This is a genomic window from Pseudomonas sp. R3-56 (assembly GCF_051132075.1).
GTDB lineage: Bacteria > Pseudomonadota > Gammaproteobacteria > Pseudomonadales > Pseudomonadaceae > Aquipseudomonas.
The window spans coordinates 1,542,853-1,564,440 of sequence record NZ_CP071657.1 but is presented as its reverse complement, the minus strand read 5'-3'; the positions used below and the strand labels follow the sequence as shown (position 1 = coordinate 1,564,440).

The 21,588-nt window shown below is 59.1% G+C and carries 17 protein-coding genes and 1 tRNA gene; 4 read left to right on the top strand and 14 right to left on the bottom strand.

The window, feature by feature from the left end:
- Positions 1–231: 231 nt before the first annotated feature.
- The 9 genes from J3P96_RS07355 to J3P96_RS07315 form a co-directional block, all read right to left on the bottom strand.
- Positions 232–4,701, bottom strand: a complete 4,470-nt coding sequence (locus tag J3P96_RS07355; protein ID WP_434656304.1) for a beta strand repeat-containing protein — start codon at positions 4,699–4,701, stop codon at positions 232–234.
- A 59-nt stretch (positions 4,702–4,760) separates the two neighbouring features.
- A complete protein-coding gene (locus J3P96_RS07350) occupies positions 4,761–6,071 on the bottom strand; it encodes an HlyD family type I secretion periplasmic adaptor subunit (RefSeq protein WP_434656303.1) in 1,311 nt (436 codons plus the stop codon).
- Positions 6,071–7,810: a type I secretion system permease/ATPase gene (locus J3P96_RS07345; RefSeq protein ID WP_434656302.1), complete on the bottom strand. Its 1,740-nt coding sequence runs from the start codon at positions 7,808–7,810 to the stop codon at positions 6,071–6,073. Before J3P96_RS07345 ends, J3P96_RS07350 begins: the two co-directional genes overlap by 1 nt.
- A gap of 231 nt (positions 7,811–8,041) precedes the next feature.
- Positions 8,042–9,361, bottom strand: a complete 1,320-nt coding sequence (gene flgE / locus J3P96_RS07340; protein WP_434656300.1) for a flagellar hook protein FlgE — start codon at positions 9,359–9,361, stop codon at positions 8,042–8,044.
- Positions 9,362–9,393: 32 nt separating this feature from the next.
- Entirely contained in the window at positions 9,394–10,113 is a 720-nt protein-coding gene (gene flgD / locus J3P96_RS07335) for a flagellar hook assembly protein FlgD (protein ID WP_305499375.1), read from the bottom strand.
- 15 nt (positions 10,114–10,128) lie between these two features.
- Positions 10,129–10,572, bottom strand: coding sequence for a flagellar basal body rod protein FlgC (flgC, locus tag J3P96_RS07330; RefSeq protein WP_434572380.1), 444 nt, complete (start codon positions 10,570–10,572; stop codon positions 10,129–10,131).
- 3 nt (positions 10,573–10,575) lie between these two features.
- Entirely contained in the window at positions 10,576–10,983 is a 408-nt protein-coding gene (gene flgB / locus J3P96_RS07325) for a flagellar basal body rod protein FlgB (protein WP_434572378.1), read from the bottom strand.
- Positions 10,984–11,338: 355 nt separating this feature from the next.
- Positions 11,339–12,166 (bottom strand): protein-glutamate O-methyltransferase CheR, encoded by an 828-nt coding sequence (gene cheR / locus J3P96_RS07320; RefSeq protein ID WP_305499372.1) that lies wholly within the window; start codon positions 12,164–12,166, stop codon positions 11,339–11,341.
- A 54-nt stretch (positions 12,167–12,220) separates the two neighbouring features.
- The gene (locus J3P96_RS07315) at positions 12,221–13,147 is read right to left on the bottom strand and encodes a chemotaxis protein CheV (protein ID WP_305499370.1); all 927 of its coding nucleotides are present in this window, start codon (positions 13,145–13,147) and stop codon (positions 12,221–12,223) included.
- 78 nt (positions 13,148–13,225) lie between these two features.
- Here J3P96_RS07315 and flgA point away from each other — a divergent pair, with 78 nt between their 5' ends.
- From flgA to J3P96_RS07295, 4 genes are all read left to right on the top strand, one after another.
- Positions 13,226–13,990 carry a flagellar basal body P-ring formation chaperone FlgA gene (gene flgA, locus J3P96_RS07310; RefSeq protein WP_434656297.1) on the top strand — a complete coding sequence of 255 codons (765 nt, stop codon included), beginning with the start codon at positions 13,226–13,228 and terminating at the stop codon, positions 13,988–13,990.
- A gap of 161 nt (positions 13,991–14,151) precedes the next feature.
- Positions 14,152–14,466, top strand: a complete 315-nt coding sequence (gene flgM, locus J3P96_RS07305; RefSeq protein ID WP_305499366.1) for a flagellar biosynthesis anti-sigma factor FlgM — start codon at positions 14,152–14,154, stop codon at positions 14,464–14,466.
- A gap of 48 nt (positions 14,467–14,514) precedes the next feature.
- Entirely contained in the window at positions 14,515–14,982 is a 468-nt protein-coding gene (locus tag J3P96_RS07300; RefSeq protein WP_305499365.1) for a flagella synthesis protein FlgN, read from the top strand.
- A 92-nt stretch (positions 14,983–15,074) separates the two neighbouring features.
- The gene (locus J3P96_RS07295; protein ID WP_305499364.1) at positions 15,075–15,821 is read left to right on the top strand and encodes a flagellar brake protein; all 747 of its coding nucleotides are present in this window, start codon (positions 15,075–15,077) and stop codon (positions 15,819–15,821) included.
- 64 nt (positions 15,822–15,885) lie between these two features.
- Here the strand turns inward: J3P96_RS07295 and J3P96_RS07290 are convergent, their stop codons facing one another.
- From J3P96_RS07290 to J3P96_RS07270, 5 genes are all read right to left on the bottom strand, one after another.
- Positions 15,886–17,253: an MFS transporter gene (locus tag J3P96_RS07290; protein WP_434656295.1), complete on the bottom strand. Its 1,368-nt coding sequence runs from the start codon at positions 17,251–17,253 to the stop codon at positions 15,886–15,888.
- Between the two features lie 70 nt (positions 17,254–17,323).
- The gene (locus J3P96_RS07285; RefSeq protein ID WP_434605194.1) at positions 17,324–18,565 is read right to left on the bottom strand and encodes a glutamine synthetase family protein; all 1,242 of its coding nucleotides are present in this window, start codon (positions 18,563–18,565) and stop codon (positions 17,324–17,326) included.
- A gap of 330 nt (positions 18,566–18,895) precedes the next feature.
- A complete protein-coding gene (locus tag J3P96_RS07280; RefSeq protein WP_434572366.1) occupies positions 18,896–19,588 on the bottom strand; it encodes a sensor histidine kinase in 693 nt (230 codons plus the stop codon).
- The gene (locus tag J3P96_RS07275) at positions 19,581–21,188 is read right to left on the bottom strand and encodes a response regulator (RefSeq protein ID WP_434656293.1); all 1,608 of its coding nucleotides are present in this window, start codon (positions 21,186–21,188) and stop codon (positions 19,581–19,583) included. The genes J3P96_RS07280 and J3P96_RS07275 overlap by 8 nt, the downstream gene beginning before the upstream one ends.
- Before the next feature lie 165 nt (positions 21,189–21,353).
- Positions 21,354–21,430: transfer RNA gene (locus tag J3P96_RS07270), tRNA-Arg, on the bottom strand.
- Between the last annotated feature and the right edge of the window lie 158 nt (positions 21,431–21,588).

Genomic DNA, 21,588 nt, shown 5'->3' with positions numbered 1-21,588 from the left:
TTTGTCTGGAATAAAGTGCTGACTGACCCAGCGCTTTCGCGAGCAGGCTCGCTCCCACATTGGAATGTGTCCTCTCTGTGGGAGCGAGCCTGCTCGCGAAGAGGCCGGCACAAACAATACAAAACCATCACCCATGAAAAAGCCCCTCTTGCGAGGGGCTCCTTGTGCAGCTTTCAACTAACCCTCGCCACAACTGCCTAGACTCAATGACAGCCGCGGTTCTCGCCAGACTTAGACGGGAATAGTGAATACATCTCCATTAGCAGTCTGAAAGGATTCAATGGTATTGGAGCCCGCGTACCAGTCAGCAAGAATGACCGCATTGTTCTGATTACCAGCGTTCCACTCAACTGCATTAAAAATGAATGCGTTGGTACCATCCGTCTTGATCAGCACATCACCATAGGACTGGATGTTCGAGAGTTCCACTACATCACCGCTGGAAGTACCTTGATCCTTGATCATCACGCTAGTGGACGATTGCACCTTGTATGTGTCGCTGCCTTCTCCGCCATAGGCGTACCCGCCGCCAACCATGATCAGAGTGTCTGACCCCGCGCCGCCATACAACTGATATTCAGGCCCCATACCCACCAACGAGTCACTGCCGTCGTCACCGTAAGCGATCCCGGCATAAACCGTGATAGCGTCGTTCCCGGCATCCCCGCGCAATACGCTGCCGGTATCATTGTTGGCACCGAACATACTGTCGTTGCCATTACCGCCGTGAAGTTCATCCGCCTCGGCAGGGCCACTGCGATCGGGACCATTAAAGGCATAGGGCTCGTACCTACCACCATAGATGTAGTCATTGCCGTCGCCGCCATAGACCAGATCATTGCCCTCGCCGCCATATAACTCGTTTTGGACAGCGTTACCGGTCAGGATATCGCCGAACTCCGAGCCATGCAGGCCCTCGATATTAACCAGCACATCACCGGTTGCATCGCCTCCGGTGAAGGTGCCCGCCTGCAGGTTCACCTGCACCGCTGACGAACTGCCGATGTACCAGGCTGCGTCGGAAGCGCCGGCTCCGCCGTCGATGAAGTCAGCGCCTTTTCCACCGATAAATGTCTCGGTGCCAGTTCCGCCAATCAACGTATCGTTGAATGCCGTCCCTTCCCAGTTCTCGATGTTGGTGTAGGTGTCCCCTGCCGCAGCGCCAGCCAAAGGCTGGGTGAGGTCCAGCGTGATGGCCGAGGTTTCATAGGCAAAACTGACCGTATCTCTACCGAAAGAGCCGTCGAAATTATTGGCCAGCTCGTTACCCATGAAGGTATCGTCCCGACCCGACCCGACAAACTTCTCGATGCTGTCGAACGTATCGCCCTTGGCAATAGCCGTATGCTCACCAGTCTTGAGGTTAAGCGTCACGCCGACCGGCCCGACATCGTTGTAGCTGACGGTATCGATGCCATCCCCACCGAAAAAGGTATCTCCGCCATCGCCGCCCATCAGAATATCGTCACCCACTCCTCCAGTTATGACGTTATCTAGGGCATTGCCCCTGGCCTGAAACATACCGGCGCCCGTGTAAGTTACATTTTCGATCTCAGCGTTGAGCAGGTAGTAACCCTGGTTAGTGCGCACTTCATCAATGCCACCACCCGCCAATTCGACAATAGCTCCGTAGTTGGCGCTATTGAGAATGTAGATATCATCGCCCGCACCACCTTGCACAGTGAATCCGGTCGAGTTGGTATTAGCGATAAACACGTCGTTGTAGGCCGAGCCGATAATTTTTTCGATACCCGAGAAACTGTCACCCTCGGCATCGCCCCCTGTCCCAATGCCGGAACCAACTCCAGAGGCGCCCAATGTCAGAGAGACTCCCTGAGCGGATTGAGAGTAATCCGCCACATCGATACCCGTGCCCCCATCAAACTTATCTACGGTCGCACCGCCCAAGAACGTATCGGCGTACTGTGAACCGCGGATAACTTCAATATCGGTATAGGTATCCCCGGCGGCAATGCCGCTGTGCACGCCGGTTTTGAAGTTGAGCGTCACACCAACGGTACTGTCGTCATACGCGGCTGTGTCCGTACCGCTGCCGCCAATGAAACTGTCGGCGCCTCCGCCGCCAAGCAAGGTGTCATTACCGGCCCCACCGGTGATGATGTTGTCGGAGGTATTGCCACGACCGGTGAAGTTACCGGTACCGGTATAGGTCAGGCGTTCGACGTTGTTGTGCAACCCCATGCTGGCGATGTTGGTTCGCACTTCGTCATCACCGCCACCAACGGCCTCGGTGATTACTGCCGTAGCATTGCCGTTGACGATGTAGAGATCGTTGCCTGCTCCACCCTGCAGATTGAAGCCGCCCGCTGTGGCAGAGTTGAACACATCGTCGTAGGCCGAGCCGATGACCTTCTCGATGCCTGAGAAACTGTCGCCCTCGGCATCGCCACCGGTACCGGTACCGGCCCCGGAACCCAGGGTCAGGTTGATGGGCCCAGAGGAAAGCGAGTAGTCGACAACGTCGATATTATCCGCAGTGACGGTGCCGCCCTCGAACTTGTCGACGCTTGCACCGGCAACAAAGGTATCGCTGTACTTGGAACCACGAATGACTTCGATGCCGTCAAAGGTATCGCCGGCGGCAATGCCCGTGTGGACACCGGTTTTGATATTAACGGTGACCCCAGTACTGGCATCGTCATAGCTGACGATGTCAGTCCCTGCGCCACCGATGAAGGTATCCGCACCACCTCCGCCCATGAGAAGGTCATTACCGCCGCCAGAGCGAATGGTGTTATTGCTGGCATTGCCTATCCCAGTGAAGTTGCCGGTACCGGTGTAGGTCAGGCGCTCAACCTCGGCACTCATCCCCATGGTGGTCAGGCTGGTGCGGATCTCGTCATCCCCCCCGCCTGCCAACTCACCGATTCCTACTGAACTATTGATGATGTAAACGTCATCACCGGCGCCGCCGTAAAAAGACGCAGTGCCAGAGTTCAGGGTGAACACATCATTAAAAGCCGAGCCGTTAATAACCTCGATGTTGCTGAACGTATCGCCTTGAGCATCGCCGCCCGAACCAGTGCCTGTGGTGCCCGTCACGGTGATATTTACCGCCTGGGCGGAACTGGCGTAGCCCACGGCATCCTGGCCATTGCCACCATCAAAGGTGTCGACGCTTGTGCCGCCAATAAAATTGTCGCCGTAAGCTGAACCGCGAATCACTTCGATGCCATTGAAAGTATCCCCAGCGGCAATGCCCGTGTGGACACCCGTTTTCAGGTCGATAGTGACACCTATTCCTGAGACGATATCTTCATAGCTGGCAATATCCACCCCAGCTCCACCGATCAGCTGATCGGCACCCGCGCCACCGATAAGCAGATCATTGCCGGCACCGCCGGTGATGATGTTGTCGCCGGCGTTGCCGCGACCCGTGAAGTTAGCGGTACCGGTGTAAGTCAGGCGCTCAACGTCGGCGTTCATCCCCATGGTGGTCAGGCTGGTGCGGATCTCGTCATCGCCTCCGCCTGCCAGTTCGCCCACCCCCATCGAGCCACCGTTGATGGTGTAGACGTCGTTACCCGCACCGCCATAAAAGCTCACACTGCCGGAATTCACAGTAAAGACATCATTGTAGGCAGTGCCGGTGATGACTTCGATGTTGCTGAAGGCATCGCCCTGGGCATCGCCGCCCGATCCATTGCCAGCGGTGCCCGTCACCGTGATATTGACTGCCTGTGAAGAGCTGGCGTAGCTCAAAGTATCGTAGCCACCGGCGCCATCAACGGTATCGGCGGAAGTGCCGCCAGTAAAATTGTCGGTGTAAGCGGAACCGCGAATCACTTCGATGCCATTGAAAGTATCCCCAGCGGCAATGCCTGTGTGGACACCGGTTTTCAGGTCAATGGTGACACCTACTCCTGAGACGATATCTTCATAGCTGGCGATATCCACCCCAGCTCCACCGATCAGCTGATCGGCACCCGCGCCACCGATAAGCAGATCATTGCCGGCACCGCCAGTGATGATGTTATCGCCGGCGTTGCCGCGACCCGTGAAGTTAGCGGTACCGGTGTAGGTCAGGCGCTCAACCTCGGCACTCATCCCCATGGTGGTCAGGCTGGTGCGGATCTCGTCATCGCCTCCGCCTGCCAGTTCACCCACCCCCATCGAGCCACCGTTGATGGTGTAGACGTCGTTACCCGCACCGCCATAAAAGCTCACACTGCCGGAATTCACAGTAAAGGCATCATTGTAGGCAGTGCCGGTGATGACCTCGATGTTGCTGAAGGCATCGCCCTGGGCATCGCCGCCCGATCCATTGCCAGCGGTGCCCGTCACCGTGATATTGACTGCCTGTGAAGAGCTGGCGTAGCTCAAAGTATCGTAGCCACCGGCGCCATCAAAGGTATCGGCGGAAGTGCCGCCAATAAAATTGTCGGTGTAAGCGGAACCGCGAATCACTTCGATACCATTGAAAGTATCCCCAGCGGCAACGCCTGTGTGGACACCCGTTTTCAGGTCGATAGTGACACCTACTCCTGAGACGATATCTTCATAGCTGGCGATATCGATACCGGCCCCACCTATCATTTGGTCGGCACCCGCACCGCCAATAAGAAGGTCGTTGCCATCCCCGCCAATCAAAACATCGTCGCCCGCCAAACCGCGTATCTGATCGTCGCCTGCAGTACCTACCAGCGTATCTGCGCCGTTGGTCCCGTTGATTGCTGCCATTACATTCTTCCTTGTGTGTGTTGGAAACTGTGCTGAAAACATCAGGTACGTAAGAAGATTTACCCTTCTTTAAACGCTCGCTGGGCATGGTCGCTGATAGGTTTGAGCAGATAGGACATGACGTTCCTGTCACCTGTTTTGATTAGCGACTCCACAGGCATTCCCGGAACCAGCGCCAGCCCTTGCAACTTTGCCAATTCGCTTTGAGGAATCTTGATGCCCGCTAGATAAAAGCCCACCCCGGTGCGCTGGTCCTCTATCAGATCCGCCGACAGCCGCACCACGGTGCCAGTCAATTCCGGAGTAGTGCTGCGGTTGAACGCGCTCAAGCGCAAGGTCGCGGATTGCCCGACAGTTAATTGATCAATGTCCTGCGCACTGATCTTCGCCTCCACCAACAATTCATCGTCTGCCGGCACGATCTGCATGAGCCCTTCGGCCGGTGAGATGACGCCCCCGATGGTATGTACCGCCAATTGCTGCACGCGCCCGGCGATAGGCGCGGTGATGTCGATGCGTTTGAGCTGGTCGCTGGCAGTGATTTCCCGCTCGATCAGTTCGCCCTGGCGGGCCAGCAGGTCGCGCAGTTCCTGGGACACCTCACTGCGGAAGGTCTGGTCGACCTGGAGTCGTTGCAACTCGGTTTCGGCGATCTTGCCCCGTGCCTCGGCGATGGAGGCCATCAATTGACCGCGTTCGCCGCGCAGCCGGGCAATCCCCCGGGCCAGGGCATTGACCCGGTCGAGGGTCATCATGCCTTTGTCGAACAGCGTCTTGACCGCCTGATATTCCGAGTCGATAAGCTCGATTTCTTCCAGCTTGGTTTTCTGCTGGATGTCATGGCCGGCAATGGTTTCGTTGAGTTGCTGAACGCGCTCGCGAAGCTGTTTTTTCTGGCCTTCACGGGACGCTCGACGATCGAAGAACAATTGCTGCTCGATAGCCATGACCGACTTGGCCTCTTCCAGGCTCATGCGAGTCAACAACTCTTTGGGTATTGCGACTTCGCCGGCATTGTCGCGCTCGGCCTCCAGGCGAGCCAGCCGAGCCCAGGCCTGGTTCAATGATTTACTGACGATGGCCTGGCTGGCGGCGGGCAGTGTGGCATCGAGGCGCAACAGTACGTCCCCGGCGGCAACGGCCTGTCCCTCCTTGACCAGCAATTCGGCGACGATGCCACCGGTAGGATGCTGGACGGTCTTGACGCTGCCCTCCACCGCTACCACACCGGTGGCGATGACGGCGCCGGACAGATTGGTGAATACCGCCCAGGTCAGCCCTCCGCCGAGCAGCACCAGCAACGAGATAGCGCCCCAACGCAGATGACGGGACAAGGAATCGGTCAGAGTGACTTCTTGATCGGTATGCATCAGTTCGACGCTCCCAGTTCCACAACATTGCTGGAGGGCCGGGGAGGCGCTGCGGGAGAGCGTTTAAGGACGACATCCCTCGGACCGTAAGCGGCCTGTACGCCCTGTTCGAGGATCAGCACCTGATCGATCACCGACAGGATATTGGTGCGGTGGGCAATCACTATCACGATTGCACCACGGGCCTTGAGCGCCAGGATGGCCTTGGCCAGCGCCTGCTCGCCTTCGGCATCGAGGTTTGAATTCGGCTCGTCCAACACCACCAGGAACGGATCACCAAACAGCGCCCTGGCCAGCGCCACCCGTTGCCGTTGGCCGGCCGAGAGGTTGACCCCGCCCTCGCCTACCTGGGTTTCATAGCCCTGGGGCAATTGCAGGATCAGCTCATGCACGCCGGCCAATTGCGCTGCGCTGACAATTGCGCTGTCCTGTGCAGCAGGGTCCAACCGGGCGATGTTCTGGGCGACGGTTCCAGTGAACAGACCGACGCTTTGAGGCAGGTAGCCGATCAACTTGCCTCGCGCCTGTTCGGTCAGCAGATCGAGCGGCGCACCATCGAGCCGCACATGCCCGCGGGCCGGCGTCCAGGCGTTGACCAGCACGCGCGCCAGTGATGACTTGCCCGATGCACTCGGCCCTACCACGCCTACGGCAGTACCCGCGGCGACCATGAAATTGATATTTTGCAAGGTCAGGTGCTGCGCGCCGGGCGGCGCCGCAAAAACGTTTTCGACCTGCAAATTGCGATGAGCAGCGGGTAGCTCGGTCTTGCTCTGGGCATGAGGGAACAGGGCGAACACTTCCACCAGCTTCTTCCAGGCTATCTGGGCACCCAGCAGACTTCGCCACGTGGCAATCACCTGCTCAGCCGGTGCCAGGGTCCGCGCCACGATGATCGACGCCGCGATCATCGTGCCACCGCTCAAGTCACCTTTGATCACCAGCCAAGCCCCAAGGGCCAGGGCGGCCGACTGCACGACCTGGCGCAAGGTCTTGGAGATGCCACCGTAAAAACCGCCGATGTCGATCGAACGTCGCTGCAGGGTGATGAACGTGCCGTGGTTCTTCTGCCAGATATTCGACGTGTTAGCCAACATGCCCATGGCCATCAGCGCTTCGGCGTTCTGGTGAGCTTGCTGACCGAGGTGGTTGCGCTTGTTCAACGCATCGGCCGAAGCCTGCATCAGCTTGCGGGTCTGGCGGTCGGTGATCAGGGTCAGGCCGATAAGGATGACCATCAGGCCGACGGTCAAAAGGCCAAACAGCGGATGGATATAAAAGCAGACGGCGAGGTAGACCGGCATCCAGGGCAAATCGAAAAAAGCCACCAGGCCCGGTCCGCCAATAAAACCGCGAATCTGGTCCAGCTCCTGGGCCGGTTTCAAGGCGTCGCCGGCAATGGGTGTCTTCAGTGACGCACCGGCGATGACTTTGAAGACCTTGGATGACAGTGCCAGGTCCAGCGAGGAGGCAATTCGCACCATGACCCGTGAACGAATGATATCCAGCAGCCCCGAAAGCGCATAAACCCCTAGCGCCAGCAGCCCCAGGGCGACCAGGGTCGGGACGCTCTGGCTGGGAATGACGCGGTCGTAGACTTCCAGCATGAACACCGGGCCGATCAGTGCCAGAATATTGATCACCCCGGAGAACAGCGCAGCGCCAATCAGCCCGCGGCGCAACAGCGATTTTAATGAAGGCGCAACAACAGGCGCACTGACAGCGTTGTCGGTTTTCAACTGTATCCATCCCTTGGTTTCAGAACATCCGTGTCGTCAGTCAATACTGACTTGATGACAGAATTCGTATGGAAACTTGACGCTCCATAAGCGATTGGATCCGAACTGCAAATTCCGCACCAGCCAACCAACAAGCAGCAAGCAGCAAGCAGCAAGCAATTCGCGCATCATGAATTTCAGGCATAAAAAAACCGACGTCTCACGACGTCGGTTCTCTTCACGCCACTGCCATCAAGTCATCTGAATAATGGTCTGCATGATGGTGCTCTGGGTGGAGATGGTCTTGGCGTTCGCCTGGTAGTTGCTCTGGGCCTTGATCAGCTCGACCAGTTCGTTGGTCAGGTTGACGTTGGACTCTTCCAGGGAGTTGGAGACGATCGAACCCAGGGTGCCGGTTTCTGGAGAGTCGTAGCCCGGGATGCCCGACGCGAAGGTTTCTTTCCAACTGGTGCCGCCTACCGGCTGCAGGCCTTGCTCGTTGGTGAAGCTGGCCAGGGAGAGCTGGCCGATCGGCTTGGTCTGGTTGTTGCTGAAGTTCGCCAGCAACACGCCGCTGCCGTCGATGGTCAGGTTGGTGATCTGGCCAGTGGCGTAGCCATTCTGAGTAGGAATCGTCCGCGAGGTGTCAGCATTGAACTGCGTGGTCTTGGCCAGGGAAAGTGTGATGGTATCAGCGCCATCGGCACCGTTGGCGCTCCAAACGCCATCTTTCACGGTGCCTGGAATCCAGCCTGTGAGCAGCAGATCGCTACTCTCGCGCGGCGCGCCCGACGGCATTGGCGTACTAACCTTAAGCAACTCGCCGCTCTCGCCAAAAGTCATGGTCGAAGGGACCGCAAGGGTGGTTGCGTCGGTCGGCGAATTACCGTCCAGGTTACGACCATCGATCAGGGTGTAGACGTCCCAGGTGTTGGCGCCAGTCTTGACCATGTACTGGTCCATGGAGTGCTGGTTACCCTGGGCATCGTAGACCGGGGTGGTGAACTGCTTGGTGAAGGTGGCGGTATTGGTCGGATCGAACTTGTAGGTCGCCGTCTTCGGAATCGCGTCTGCCGTCGAGTTCAGGTTGATGGTCGACGAAATCAGGTCGGTGGGCTTGGGCGGCAGGTTGGACGTGTCGATGCGCAGGTCGGTCAGGATGCCGTTCTGGATCTTGCCGTTGGCATCCACGCCATAACCCTGCAGGCGCGCGGTGCCTTCGCTGTTGGTGATGAAGCCTTCCTTGTCGGTCTTGAAGGTACCGGCACGGGTGTAGCTCAGCGAACCGTTGTTGCTCAGGACAAAAAAGCCCTGGCCCTGGATACCCATGTCCAACACGTTGCCGGTGTTGTTCACGTCACCCTGGCCGAACTGCTGGGAAACATTGGCCAGGCGCACGCCGTTGCCGACGGTCTTGGAGCCCGAGCCCAGCTTGGTGGCCGAGTAGACGTCGGCGAATTCCGCGCGGGACGACTTGAAACCGGTGGTCGCCACGTTGGCGATGTTGTTACCCGTCACGTCCAGCTGTTTGTTGGCTGCATAGAGACCGCTAAGGCCGATATTGAAAGACATATTGCACTCCTTTTTGCCGGGTTAGTCGGCTCTTACATACCAATAGTTTGTACGCGAGACAGCGGGATGCTGCCCAGGCCGGCGAGGTTGAGCATCAGCTCGCCGCCGGTCTGGCTGATCGTGACGCTGCTGACCGTGGCCGGCAGGTTGGTGACCAGCGAAGTCGCCTTGCCATCGATGGTGGTCGAGGCGGCGAAGGTATAGGTGCCCGACTCGAGCGGGGTGCCGTCTTCGCCCTTGCCGTCCCAGATGAAATCGGCCTTGCCGGCGTTCTGGCTGCCCAGCTCGATGGTGCGCACCGTCTTGCCGTCCTTGTCGTTGATCTTGATCGAGAGGGAAGACACCGATGTCGGTACCACCACCGTGCCGTTGAGGCTCTTGGAGGTGTCGACCACCGCCTTGTCGCCCGGGGCAATGACCGAACGGCCCACCAGCGAAGAAGCCTGCAGGGCCTGTGACGAGTTGTAGTTGCTGGCAATACCCCTGACGGTGTCGTTGAGGGTGGTGATGCCTTCCAGGCTGCTGAACTGCGCCAACTGGGCAACGAACTCGCCGTTGTCCTGTGGCTCCAGCGGGTTCTGGTTATTCAGCTGAGTGACGAGCAACTGCAGGAACGCATCCTTGCCCAGCTCTTTCTTGCCAGTCGCCGCAGCCGACGCCGCGCCCAGGCCATCGGTCGTGGTGTTGGTCTTGACCGAGGAGTTGGCCAGCACTTCGTTGAGGCTCAAACCGGTGGTATTGGTGACGCTCATGTGACTCGCCCCTTATCACTGACCGAGGGTCAGGACCTTCTGCATCATGGCTTTGGCGGTGTTCATCATTTCGGCGTTGGTCTGGAACGAACGACTGGCGGAAATCATGTCGGCCATTTCTTCAACGACGTTGACGTTCGGGTAGTAGACGTAACCCTTGGCGTCGGCGGCCGGATGATTCGGCTCGTAACGGGCGTCGAGGTTGCTCTGGTCCTCAACCACGCCGAGTACCTGTACACCCTGCCCGGCCGCGTCCTGGTTCTGGAACAGCGAGTCGCTGCCGCCGGACTGGCCGCCCTGGAACATGGTGGCGAATACCGGGTGGCGGGCGCGGTAGGTCTGGTCGATGCTCGACGAGACGGTCTCGGCGTTGGCGATGTTACTGGCGACGGTGTTCAGGCGAGTGGTCTGGGCACTCATGGCACTGCCGGCGATGTTGAATACGCTCGCGATCGACATGAATTACTCTCCACGCAGGGCTGATACCAGCCCTTTGAATTTACTGTTGAGCAGGGTGAAGCTGGCCTGGAAGTTCACGGAGTTTTCCGCGTAGTTGGACTGTTCCAGTTGAGCATCCACGGTGTTCTGGTCGATCGACGGCTGCATCGGCGTGCGATACATCAGCGATCCGTCGCCACTGCCAACGCCCTCGGCTTCGATATGACGGTTGTTGGTCATGTTCAAGGCGAAGTGGCCGTTCTTGGTTTTTTCGTTCTGCTCGGCGAGCACCTTGGAAAAGTCCAGGTCACGGGCCTTGTAGTTCGGGGTGTCGGCGTTGGCAATATTGTTGGCCAGGACTTCGGCACGCTGGGCGCGGAAGCTCAGGGCCTGTTCGTGGATACCGAGCGCTTTATCGAAGCTGATGCTCATGGCGGAAACCTTTGGGTGACCAGAATGTTCGTACGATGGCTTTAGCAATCACCGTGCCACTTTCCAAAAGCCCGTAAACCGGGGCTTTGCGGGGATCGGCAAAGCGGCAATGCCAGAAAAGCGGCAATCGGTTTCCGCTGGCTGCCGCTTTTCTGCCGCTTTCACCCAGACAATGGGGGACAAATGTGGGAGCGAGCTTGCTCGCGATAACGATCTGTCTGATACATGGATTTTGGATGTGCCGCCGCTATCGCGAGCAAGCTCGCTCCCACAGGAGATGTGTTGGATTGGAGAAACTGGAGGGCAAAAAAAACGGGAACCCCGTAGGGCTCCCGTTTTCTATAACCCAGGCCAATCACTTCGCCTGATAAATGATCCCCGGACTGCACTGGACCATCTGGTAATGATCCGGCAAGCCGTTCAACGCCTCGGACGCGCCAAGGAACAGGTAGCCGCCCGGCTTCAGGGTGCTGTGGATACGCAGCAGGATGTCTTTCTTCACCTCGGCGGAGAAGTAGATCAGCACGTTGCGGCAGAACACGATGTCGAACTTGCCCAAGCTGGCATAGCTGTCCAGCAGGTTGAACGAGCGGAACTCCACGCGGCTCTTGATCGGCGCCTTGACCACCCACTTGCCCGGCCCTTTCGGATCGAAATAGCGTTGCAGGCGATCAGGCGACAGGCCACGGCCGATCGCCAGGCTGTCGTACTCACCGGTCTTGCAGTTGTTGAGCATGGTCCCGGACAGGTCGGTGGCGACAATTTGCACGCCCATCTTCAGCTGGCCAAGGTTGGAGCGTTCGAACTCATCGATGGACATCGACAGCGAATACGGTTCCTGTCCCGACGAGCAGGCCGCCGACCAGATGCGCAGGCGTTGCCCCGGACTGGCCTTGATGGCCGCCGGCAACACCCGGTTCTTCAATACCTCGAAGGGATAGGTATCGCGAAACCACAGGGTTTCGTTGGTGGTCATCGCATCCACCACCATCTCGCGCAAACCGCTGCGTGGCTGGGTCTGGATGCGCTGCACCAGTTCGCCCAGCGACTTGAGACCCTGTTGTTCCATCAATTTGTTGAGACGGCTCGACACCAGGTACTGCTTGTTTTCACCAAGCAAGATGCCACAGGCTTTTTCCAGGAAGACCCGGAACTGTTCGAAATCCAAATTACCCGTAGACAAGATACCGCCTCTTTTCACTGTGTTGACTTGCCGGGCGCACAACGCGCCCGACCTTTATTCTGCTGCCTTGATTCGCTCGACCACCCGCGACGCCAGGTCATCGGGCCGGAACTTGGCCAGAAAATCATCGGCGCCGACTTTCTTGACCATCGCCTGGTTGAAAACCCCGGACAACGAAGTATGCAAGATGATGTGCAGCTTCTGCATGCGCGGGTCGCTGCGAATCTCCGACGTCAGCGTGTAGCCATCCATCTCCGGCATCTCGATGTCGGAAATCATCATCAGGAACTCTTCTTCCGGCTTCTTGCCCTCATCGACCATCTGACGCAGGTAATCCAGCGCTTGCCGTCCGTCGTTGAGGGCGACCACTTCGACGCCGACCGTTTGTAGACAACGCGTGACCTGCTTGCGTGCCACCGAAGAATCGTCGACGGTCAGGACTCGCAGCGAAATCGCCTTGTGCTGGGTCTCGGCATCCACCACGCCGACGGAAATCGTCTCCGGGGTCGGCGCCACTTCGGCGAGGATCTTCTCCACGTCGATGATTTCAACCAACTGGTTGTCGACCCGGGTCACTGCCGTCAGGTAGTGATCGCGGCCGGTGCCCTTGGGTGGCGGATGAATCTCTTCCCAGTTCATGTTGACGATGCGCTCCACCGACCGCACCAGGAACCCTTGGGTCTTGGTGTTGTACTCGGTGATGATCACAAACGGATTGCTCTGATCCAGCAGCCGACCGGAACCGGTCGCCATTGCCAGGTCGAGAATCGGGATGGTCGCACCCCGGATATTCGCCACACCGCACACGACGGGACTGGACTTCGGCATCAGGGTCAGCTTAGGGCATTGCAGCACTTCGCGAACCTTGAACACGTTGATCCCATACAGTTGTTGGCCATCGAGACGGAACAACAACAGCTCCAGGCGATTCTGACCGACCAGCTGTGTGCGCTGGTTTACCGAATCCATCACTCCCGCCATGCCCTGACTCCTACCTAACGCTAATGTGTCCGACGCGCATTCATCACTAAACGGCACGGGGCTTGCTATTGAACCGGCATGAACGCACAAACGACATTTTCTCGACGCCTGACCACTCACTGCCGCCACTGGCTCGGTGCACTGTTGGCTGTCTGCCTGTTCGCAGTTGGCGGACGTGCCGTCGCTGATGTGCCGGTTACCTTGCCTGATCTCCTTATCGGCGTCACGCAGGGCTTTCTTGAATTCACCGTAGAAGACTACCTGGCAACCAGTCAAACCGAAGGTCGCTACGAGATTGAAGTCAACCAGCTCGATCCGCGCCTGCGCATGCCGATGTGCGACAAGGAATTGACTGCCTCGCTGGAAAGCCCAGCCAGGCCCCTGGGCCGGGTCACGGTGAAGGTACGTTGCGACAGCGCCGCGCCCTGGACGGTTTTTGTGCCCGCTCAGGTGCGGCTGTTCCGCGAGATCGTCACGACCACCCGTCCGCTCAAGCGCGCCGGGATTGTCGAGCCCCACGACGTGGTGCTGCGTGAACGCGACATCAGCCAGATCAGCCAGGGTTTCCTGACGTCCGTCGATCAGGCCATCGGGCAGAAACTTGTCCGACCAATGGTCGCCGATCAGGTCGTCACCCTCGTGCACCTGGAACAGGCCGAAGTGATCCGCAAGGGCGACCAGGTCGTCATTACCGCCCGCAGCGGCACCCTGGCCGTACGGATGCCCGGCGAGGCGCTGGCCAATGGCGGTGTACGCGAGCAGATCCGGGTAAAGAACCTCAATTCGAAACGGGTGATCAAGGCGCAGGTGATAGCGCCCGGCCACGTGGAAGTGGCCATGTAACGGGGTAGACAGGCTGGCGCTTGACCTCGGTGTTCCCTAGACTGTGCCTTACGCAAAGGCAAGCGCAGACGTGCGCACGTTCATTTGATAAATGAGCCTAAAGTTATTTTGGGAATGGCCGAAAACATGGCAAGCGTCCAAATACCCAGAGGTTTTTTACCATGGTCATTGATTTCAATCGTTTAAACAGCTCCTCGCCGCTGACAGGCACAACGCGCACTGGCGCCAGCAAGGAAACCGTCGAAACCGACAAGTCCAAGCCGGCTGACAAGGCCGCCACTGTCAACAACGGGGAGTCGGTACACCTCAGCAATGAGGCTCAGCAGTTGCAGAAGGTCACTGACAAGCTGCGCGATCAACCTGTCGTCGACGATGCCCGCGTGGCCCAGTTGAAAGCAGCAATCGCCGATGGCAGCTATAAAGTCGACAGCAACCGTGTAGCCAGCAAACTGCTCAACTTCGAAGCCCAGCGCTAGGCTGATGCCAGCGCCAGGCTTTTGGACGCTTAAGACCCAAGGCCAGCCATGCACGATACTAATTTATTGCAATTGATCATCGACGACTTTGCCCCGGCGCAACAACTGCTGGAGCTGTTGCAGACCGAAGCCCTGGCATTGCACGGGCGGGATATGCCTCTGCTGGAAAATCTTCTGGCACAGAAACAGGCATTGATCATTTTGCTCGATCAGCATGGCCGCAAGCGCAGCGAGATTCTCGCCAGCCTCAACCTGCCCGCTGACAACAACGGCCTCGCGCAACTGGCCAGCCAGTCGTCGGTTGGCGATCAGCTGTTGGCGCAAAGCGCGGTGCTCAATGACCTGCTCAGCCAGTGTCAGGCCGCCAACGCCCGCAACGGTCAATCCATCCAGATGCAGCAAGTCGCTACCGCCAACCAGTTGCGCATCCTCAATGGCGGCGAAATCCCTACGCTCTACGACGCTCGCGGCTCGACCGCTAAAATGGTCAAGCACCGTCCGCTCAGCCAGGCGTGAAACGAACGATGCCTGCGCACTATCAACGCGCGATACATGCTGGCAAAATGCTGGCTCTTTGTAGTCGTATTTTGCCTGGAGATTGACTCACCGTGTTCAATGCCACAAACGCGGATGATGCTCCGCAGCCGCCCATGGTCCTCACCACCCCCTTGGAAATCTCCGGCAACCTGCGGATGCTGCAAGAGAGCCACGACCCCCTGATCATTACCTTTCATGAGCGCACCCAGCGTTTCCAGAGCTACCTGGTAGATGTCGATCGCGACACCAACACCATCGCCCTGGACGAAATGATCCCACGGGACGGCGAGCGTTTCCTGCTGGCAGGCGAGCCGTTTCGGGTCGAGGGTTTTCATGACGGCGTGCGCATTGCGTGGGAAGGCAACGGTCCGCTGACCATCCAGGACTCGAAGGACGGCCGCTGCTACCGCGGCGCCCTGCCTGAAGAAGTGGTTTACCACCAGCGCCGCAACGCCTTCCGGGCCGCACTGAAACTGGCGCAACTGGTGAATGTTGAACTGGGTGGCGACAAGCTGAAGTCGCCGGTGAACGGCAAACTGCTGGATATCTCCGCAACCGGCTGCAAGCTGCGCTTCGATGGCGACATTACCGCACGCCTGCAACTGGGCCAGGTCTACGAGCGCTTTGTCGCCGCCCTGCCCTTCGGCAACATGACCGCGCCGGTCGAACTGCGCTACCTGCATTTTGAAGAGCGGATCAATACCACCTTCGCCGGTGTGCGCTTTCACAACATCAGCGGCCTGGTGCAGCGCCAGGTCGAGCGCTTCGTGTATCAATTGCAGCGTGAAGCCCGGCGGTTCGACAAAGACGATTTCTGATTTTTCGCGGGCGATAAAAAACGGGCAATCCCTTGCAAGGGTTGCCCGTTTTTTTATCGCCGCTTCAAGGCCTGGCCTGGGTGAAATCGGAGGCTGGCGGTTCGTCTTCCGCGCCTTCGGTGACCGGCTCCAATTCCGGCTCAGGCTCAGGCTCCACGTCGGGGTTGGGCGAGGTCTGCATCTGATCCTGGACGACCTGCTCGTCTACCCGAGGGTCGAGGCACGCCACCAAGGGTGAGCTGGTCATGTTGTCCGGCATGGCCACGTGGTGCAGCGGCGCATCATCGACCTGATGCAGGTTGGTGACCGCTTTCGGCCGGATCCGCCACACCAGCACCAAAGCGAACAAGGCGAAAAACCCGTACAACATCTGGCTACCGAACAGCTTCATCAGCACCCCGGCCGCCAACGGACCGATACTGGCGCCCACGCCGTAGGTCACCAACAACATGGCCGTAAGCGACACTCGGCGATCGCCTTCGACGTGGTCGTTGGAAAACGCCACCGCCAACGGATACAAACAGAACTGCACCAGCGAACAGCAGAATCCCGCGATAAACAGGACCTCCACCGGCACCTTCGACAGGATCGCCAGTGGTAACGCGCACACCACCAGGATCAGCGCGAAGCAGCGGATCAGCAGCGCACGATCGTAACGATCCGACAGCCAACCCAGCGGCCACTGCACCAGCAGGCCAGCAAAGATGCAGCTACCCATGAACAGACCGACCTGCTCGGTAGTAAGCCCCTGCTGGGAAGCGTACAGCGGCGCCAGGCCGTAGAAGGAACCGACGATCAGCCCCGAGCCAAGCACCGTGGTCAACGATTGCGGCACGCGTTTGATAAAGAAGCGCGGCTCCATCGGTGCCGGATGCAGCGGCGCCGGGTGAATCCGCCGAGTCAGCGCCACGGGCACCAGGCACAGGGCGAAACACAACGCCACCAGCATCAGCAGCTCCAGGCCCAGGGCCGGGTGCATGACCAGGATCAGCTGGCCCAGCACCAGCCCCAGGTACGAGGCGATCATGTAGCCGCTGAACACCACCCCGCGCTGCTTGGCCTCCGCCTGCTCGTTGAGCCAGCTCTCGATGACCATGTACTGGCACATCATCCCGAGGCCGACAATCATCCGCAGCACGATCCAGGCCGGCAGCCAGTTCACCAGGCCGTGGCCCAATACCGCCGCGCCGACGATCCCGGCGCACGCCGAATAGGCCCGAATATGCCCGACGCGGGCGATCAGCCGATGACCGATCTTGCCGCCCAGTACCAGGCCGAAATAGTTGGCGGCCATCAGCGCACCGACCCACAGGCTGTCGACGTTGTCGGCAGCCAGACGCAAGGCCAGGTACGTACTCAGGAGGCCTGAGCCGATGAGCATCATCAGCGAGGCGAAATAAAGCGCTCGAAAAGGTTTCCAGATTTGGCGCATCGGCGTTCCGAGCGGCTCCTTGAGGTGAGTGAGGGCTATCTTCTGAAGATAGCCCGAATGCGACGGTTGGTTATGCCTGGGCCGCCAGGACGCGCCGCTCCCAAGGCGTGATCTCGTCAAAGAAACTGGTCAGTTCCAGGCTCTTTGAAGCGATGTAACCTTCGATGAACTCGCTGCCGAACAGTTCCTTCGCCAAGTGGCTACGCTTGAGACGCTCAAGGGCCGCATGCAAGGTACATGGCAGGGAGAGATTCTCCGGCACTTCGAATTCGCCCTGGATTGCGGCGCTTGGCTCTAGCCGGTTTTCGATGCCATACAGCCCGGCCGCCAGGCTCGCCGCGATCGCCAGGTACGGGTTGGCGTCAGCCCCCGGCAAGCGGTTCTCGACCCGTCGGGCCGCCGGCGAACTGGCCGGAATGCGCAACCCGGCCGAACGATTGTCATGGGACCAACAGGCGTTGTTTGGCGAAGCAAACGGGTGGCACAAGCGGTGGTAGGAATTCACGTTCGGCGCGAACAGTGCGGTGAAATCCGCCATGCCGGCCTGCTGCCCTCCAATGAAGTGACGGAAAACAGCCGTTGGCTCGCCGGCCTCGTCGCTGAATACATTCCGCCCACTGTCCAGCTCGACGACGCTCTGGTGAATGTGCATCGAACTGCCTGGCGTCTGCGCCAGGGGCTTGGCCATGCAGACCACCGTCAGGCCGTGCTTGAGCGCCACTTCCTTGAGCAAGTGCTTGAACAGGAACGTCTGGTCTGCCAGCAACAGGGGATCGCCATGCAGCAGATTGATTTCGAACTGGCTCACGCCCATTTCATGCATGAACGTATCGCGCGGCAAACCCAACGCCGCCATGCATTCGTAGACTTCAGTGAAGAACGGGCGCAAGCCATTGTTGGAGCTGACGCTAAACGCCGACTGGCCGTCTTCGCGGCGTCCGTCCAGGCCCACCGGCGGTCGGAACGGCTGGGTCGGATCCGGATTGGCTGCGAAGACAAAAAACTCCAGTTCCGTCGCGACGACCGGCGCCAGCCCAAGCGCTGCATAGCGCGCTATCACAGCCTTGAGCTGACCACGGGTCGACAGCGGCGAGCTCTCCCCGCTGAGCTCGTCGGCGTCGCAAATCGCCAGGGCACGGGGCGGATGACTCCATGGCAAGCGATGGATCTGTTTCGGATCGGCCACCAGCGCCAGGTCGCCATCATCGCTGCCATAAAAACGCGACGGCGGGTAACCGCCCATGATGCATTGCAGCAGCACGCCCCGCGCCATCTGCAACCGCCGGCCTTCGAGGAAGCCCTCGGCGGTCATCACCTTGCCTCGCGGCACGCCATTCAAATCCGGCGTGACACATTCAATCTCATCAATGCCCGTCAGTCGCTGTGCGAGTGAACGCTGGCCATCGGTCGTCATGACGCAATCCTTGTTATGTGCGAGCCGCGAACGGCAACCCGTACAAAATAGGCTCCGGCTGTTCGGAATATCAAGCATTCAGAGACAATAACATCATCTGCCGAAATGCATTGTGGGAGCGAGCTTGCTCGCGATAGCGGTGTATCAGCCGGCACTGATGCGACTGATCCGACGTTATCGCGAGCAAGCTCGCTCCCACAGGGGGAATTGTGTTGCGTCAGGTTTTGTTCAGGGCAGATAAAGCCTGAACACCCCGCCGCCCAGCACGCCGCCATTGGCAATCTCGGTACGCCCGCTCAAGCCACCCCGCTGATGCAGACCGGCGATCCTCGCGGCGAAGTACAGGCCCAGGCCGGTGCTGCCGGTGCTGTGGTTGATGCCCTGCACATACTCGGCCTGACGCTCGATCATCGCAGCTGGATAGCCTTCGCCGTCGTCATTGATGGTCAATACCAACTGCCCGGCCTCGTCGCTCACACTGATCAAGAGCGTCTGCCGAGCATGGCGAATCGCGTTGTTGATCATGTTGTCGAGCACCGAGGCAATCAACTCACGATCAAAAAAGCCCAGCGGACTCAGCGGGTCGACTTCGTAGGTGGCCATGATTCCGCGGCTGCGGAACACGTCCTGATGGCCGGCCAGCTGCGCTTCGATGAAGTCATCCAGCTCATGATAGGCCGGATGCAACGGCAACTGGTTGACCCCCAGCTTGTACAGCCCCAGCAGTTGCACCAGCAGGCCGTTGAGGTGGGCGAACTCGAAGTCCATCACGCCCTGCTCCGAAGTCTGTCGCTCGGACTCCGGCAAACGCTCGAGCCATTGCGTATGAGCCTGCATGAGCAAGGTCAGGGAGTTCTTCATATCGTGCACGGTAGATGCAATCACCGTGGAAAAATCGAGAGCCTGTTCGCTGTCATTCATCGCCAAATGCCTTGCTTCGCAGTTTCTGATAGCGCGCAAAACGCGCATCGGTATCGGGCATCATGCCCACCAGTTTCAGGCAGGCGCGACATTCCTGGAGCAGCTCCGATTCGACGCTGGTATCGGTGCCGTGCAGCAGGGATTGCGCCATGTTCAGGGCAATACTGATGTTTTTTGGTTGCAGCTTCAGGGCGCGCCGGAACAGCTCTCGCGCCTCGGGCAAGGCGCCGGTCTTGTAGACGCGCACACCCTCACGGTTCAGCTCGGCGGCGGCGTTGCCCTGATTGAGAATGTTGGGGTCATCGGTGAGCTTGGCGATGCCTTGCATCACCGTCGGGTCATCGCCGTAGATTTCCGCGCAGTTCTTCAGCATCGACTCGCCGGCGCTGGTCTGCCCAAGCATCTGCAACTGCTTGGCCACCAGCAAGGCGGCTTCGGCGCTCATGAATTGCTCCATGCCGTCGAGGCGCTGCAACGCCTGCTCGGTGAGCTTCTCGGCGGTTTCGGCATCGTTGAGCAGCAGGCTCGTGGCCTTCATCAGCCGCGCCCGGACTTGCAGCCCCGGATCGCTGGGGTTTTCCTTGGCCACGGCGCTGAGCGTCGTGTTGATTTCCAGGCGAGTGCGGGTATCCAGGCCTTTCTCGCTGCCCTTGCTGATCAGCGCATGGGCTAGGCCGAGGTTGGTTTCCGGGTCCTTGAAGCGCGACTGCGCGCCCTGCCCCACCGCCTGGCGGTAGGCTCTCGACGCGGTGTCGTAATCTTCATTGGTCATTGCCAGCTTGCCCAGCAGCGCTTGCCGGCGCACCGCCAGGGGCGACAGGCGCACCGCCTCTTCCAGCACGTTTTGCGCCTGCTTCGTATCACCTTCGGCCACCAGCACATCGGCCATGCCGTCGTACAGGGCGGGCATCATCGGAAAAGCTTTCAAGGCTTTTTCATAGACAGCCTTGGCCTCGCCCACCTGCCCGCGCTTGAACAACAACTTCCCCAGCCCCGCGTACGCCCAAGGCAACGGACGATCCGCGATGATGGAGTTGTACAACCGCTCAAGGGCCTCGTTCTGATTCAGGTCGCGTAACGCATCGGCGCGATAACGCAGGCACAGCGGCCCGTAGCGAGGGTCCTGCTTGCAAAGGGCGATACAGGCATTGAGCACCTCCATCGGCTTGCCACGGTCAAGGGCTTGCAGGATCGGCTTGAGCAAGGTCTTGCGCTGCTCGAGCCGCTCCAACCGCTGGGCCAGGCCGGAGCGATTGAATGGCTTGGTCAGGTACGCATCCGGCTCATGTTCCAGGGCACTGAGCACCATCGCCTGGCTGGTCTCGGCGGTCACCATGAGGAACACGCTTTCATGGCTGATCAGCTTCTCGACCATCAGGTCTTCCAGCACCTGCTGGCCATTCTTGCGCCCGTCGCCCAGGTGATAATCCTGCAGGATAAAGTCATAGCGCTTCTGCGAGCACATGCGCAGGGCCACTTCACCGGTATCGGCGGTATCCACGTCCTTGACGCCCAGCTCCCGCAACATGGACCGGACGGAACTGCGGAAATCCGAGAAATCATCGACGATCAGAAAACTTTTTTGGTGGTACGCCAGCATCGAGGATGTCCAGGCAAATAAGAAAAAATGAACTCAATGGCGAAACAAACGAAACACCGCTCCACAACGCCGGGACGTCAGGAAAGGAGACTCATCGGGTTATCGGCAGCAGATGGCGTTCCGTTAAGGGAGAGTAGATCGGCGTTGGGGGGCTGGTGCGAAAAATGGTGTCCCAGGGCAGGTTCGAACTGCCAACCTTCCCCTTAGGAGGGGGATGCTCTATCCAATTGAGCTACTGAGACACGGGTCGACCGCGAGAAACGCGGTGCGTTGGACGGCGTGCATGTTAACGGCCGCTCTCGCGTTTGTCATGTCGTCGTTGCCTGATAAGTGTAGGCAAATGGTGCGGCTGGGCCGCTGCGCAGAGCACAGACCTGGCGAATTCAGCCACCATTCATCC

Excerpts from the sequence above, each read along its gene's own strand:
- J3P96_RS07355 (WP_434656304.1), bottom strand. The coding sequence starts at position 4,701 with ATGGCAGCAATCAACGGGACCAACGGCGCAGATACGCTGGTAGGTACT.
- J3P96_RS07350 (WP_434656303.1), bottom strand. The coding sequence starts at position 6,071 with ATGCATACCGATCAAGAAGTCACTCTGACCGATTCCTTGTCCCGTCAT.
- flgE (WP_434656300.1), bottom strand. The coding sequence starts at position 9,361 with ATGTCTTTCAATATCGGCCTTAGCGGTCTCTATGCAGCCAACAAACAG.
- flgD (WP_305499375.1), bottom strand. The coding sequence starts at position 10,113 with ATGAGCGTCACCAATACCACCGGTTTGAGCCTCAACGAAGTGCTGGCC.
- flgC (WP_434572380.1), bottom strand. The coding sequence starts at position 10,572 with ATGTCGATCGCGAGCGTATTCAACATCGCCGGCAGTGCCATGAGTGCC.
- flgB (WP_434572378.1), bottom strand. The coding sequence starts at position 10,983 with ATGAGCATCAGCTTCGATAAAGCGCTCGGTATCCACGAACAGGCCCTG.
- J3P96_RS07315 (WP_305499370.1), bottom strand. The coding sequence starts at position 13,147 with ATGGCGGGAGTGATGGATTCGGTAAACCAGCGCACACAGCTGGTCGGT.
- flgA (WP_434656297.1), top strand. The coding sequence starts at position 13,226 with ATGAACGCACAAACGACATTTTCTCGACGCCTGACCACTCACTGCCGC.
- flgM (WP_305499366.1), top strand. The coding sequence starts at position 14,152 with ATGGTCATTGATTTCAATCGTTTAAACAGCTCCTCGCCGCTGACAGGC.
- J3P96_RS07300 (WP_305499365.1), top strand. The coding sequence starts at position 14,515 with ATGCACGATACTAATTTATTGCAATTGATCATCGACGACTTTGCCCCG.
- J3P96_RS07290 (WP_434656295.1), bottom strand. The coding sequence starts at position 17,253 with ATGCGCCAAATCTGGAAACCTTTTCGAGCGCTTTATTTCGCCTCGCTG.
- J3P96_RS07285 (WP_434605194.1), bottom strand. The coding sequence starts at position 18,565 with ATGACCGCCGAGGGCTTCCTCGAAGGCCGGCGGTTGCAGATGGCGCGG.
- J3P96_RS07280 (WP_434572366.1), bottom strand. The coding sequence starts at position 19,588 with ATGAATGACAGCGAACAGGCTCTCGATTTTTCCACGGTGATTGCATCT.
- J3P96_RS07275 (WP_434656293.1), bottom strand. The coding sequence starts at position 21,188 with ATGCTGGCGTACCACCAAAAAAGTTTTCTGATCGTCGATGATTTCTCG.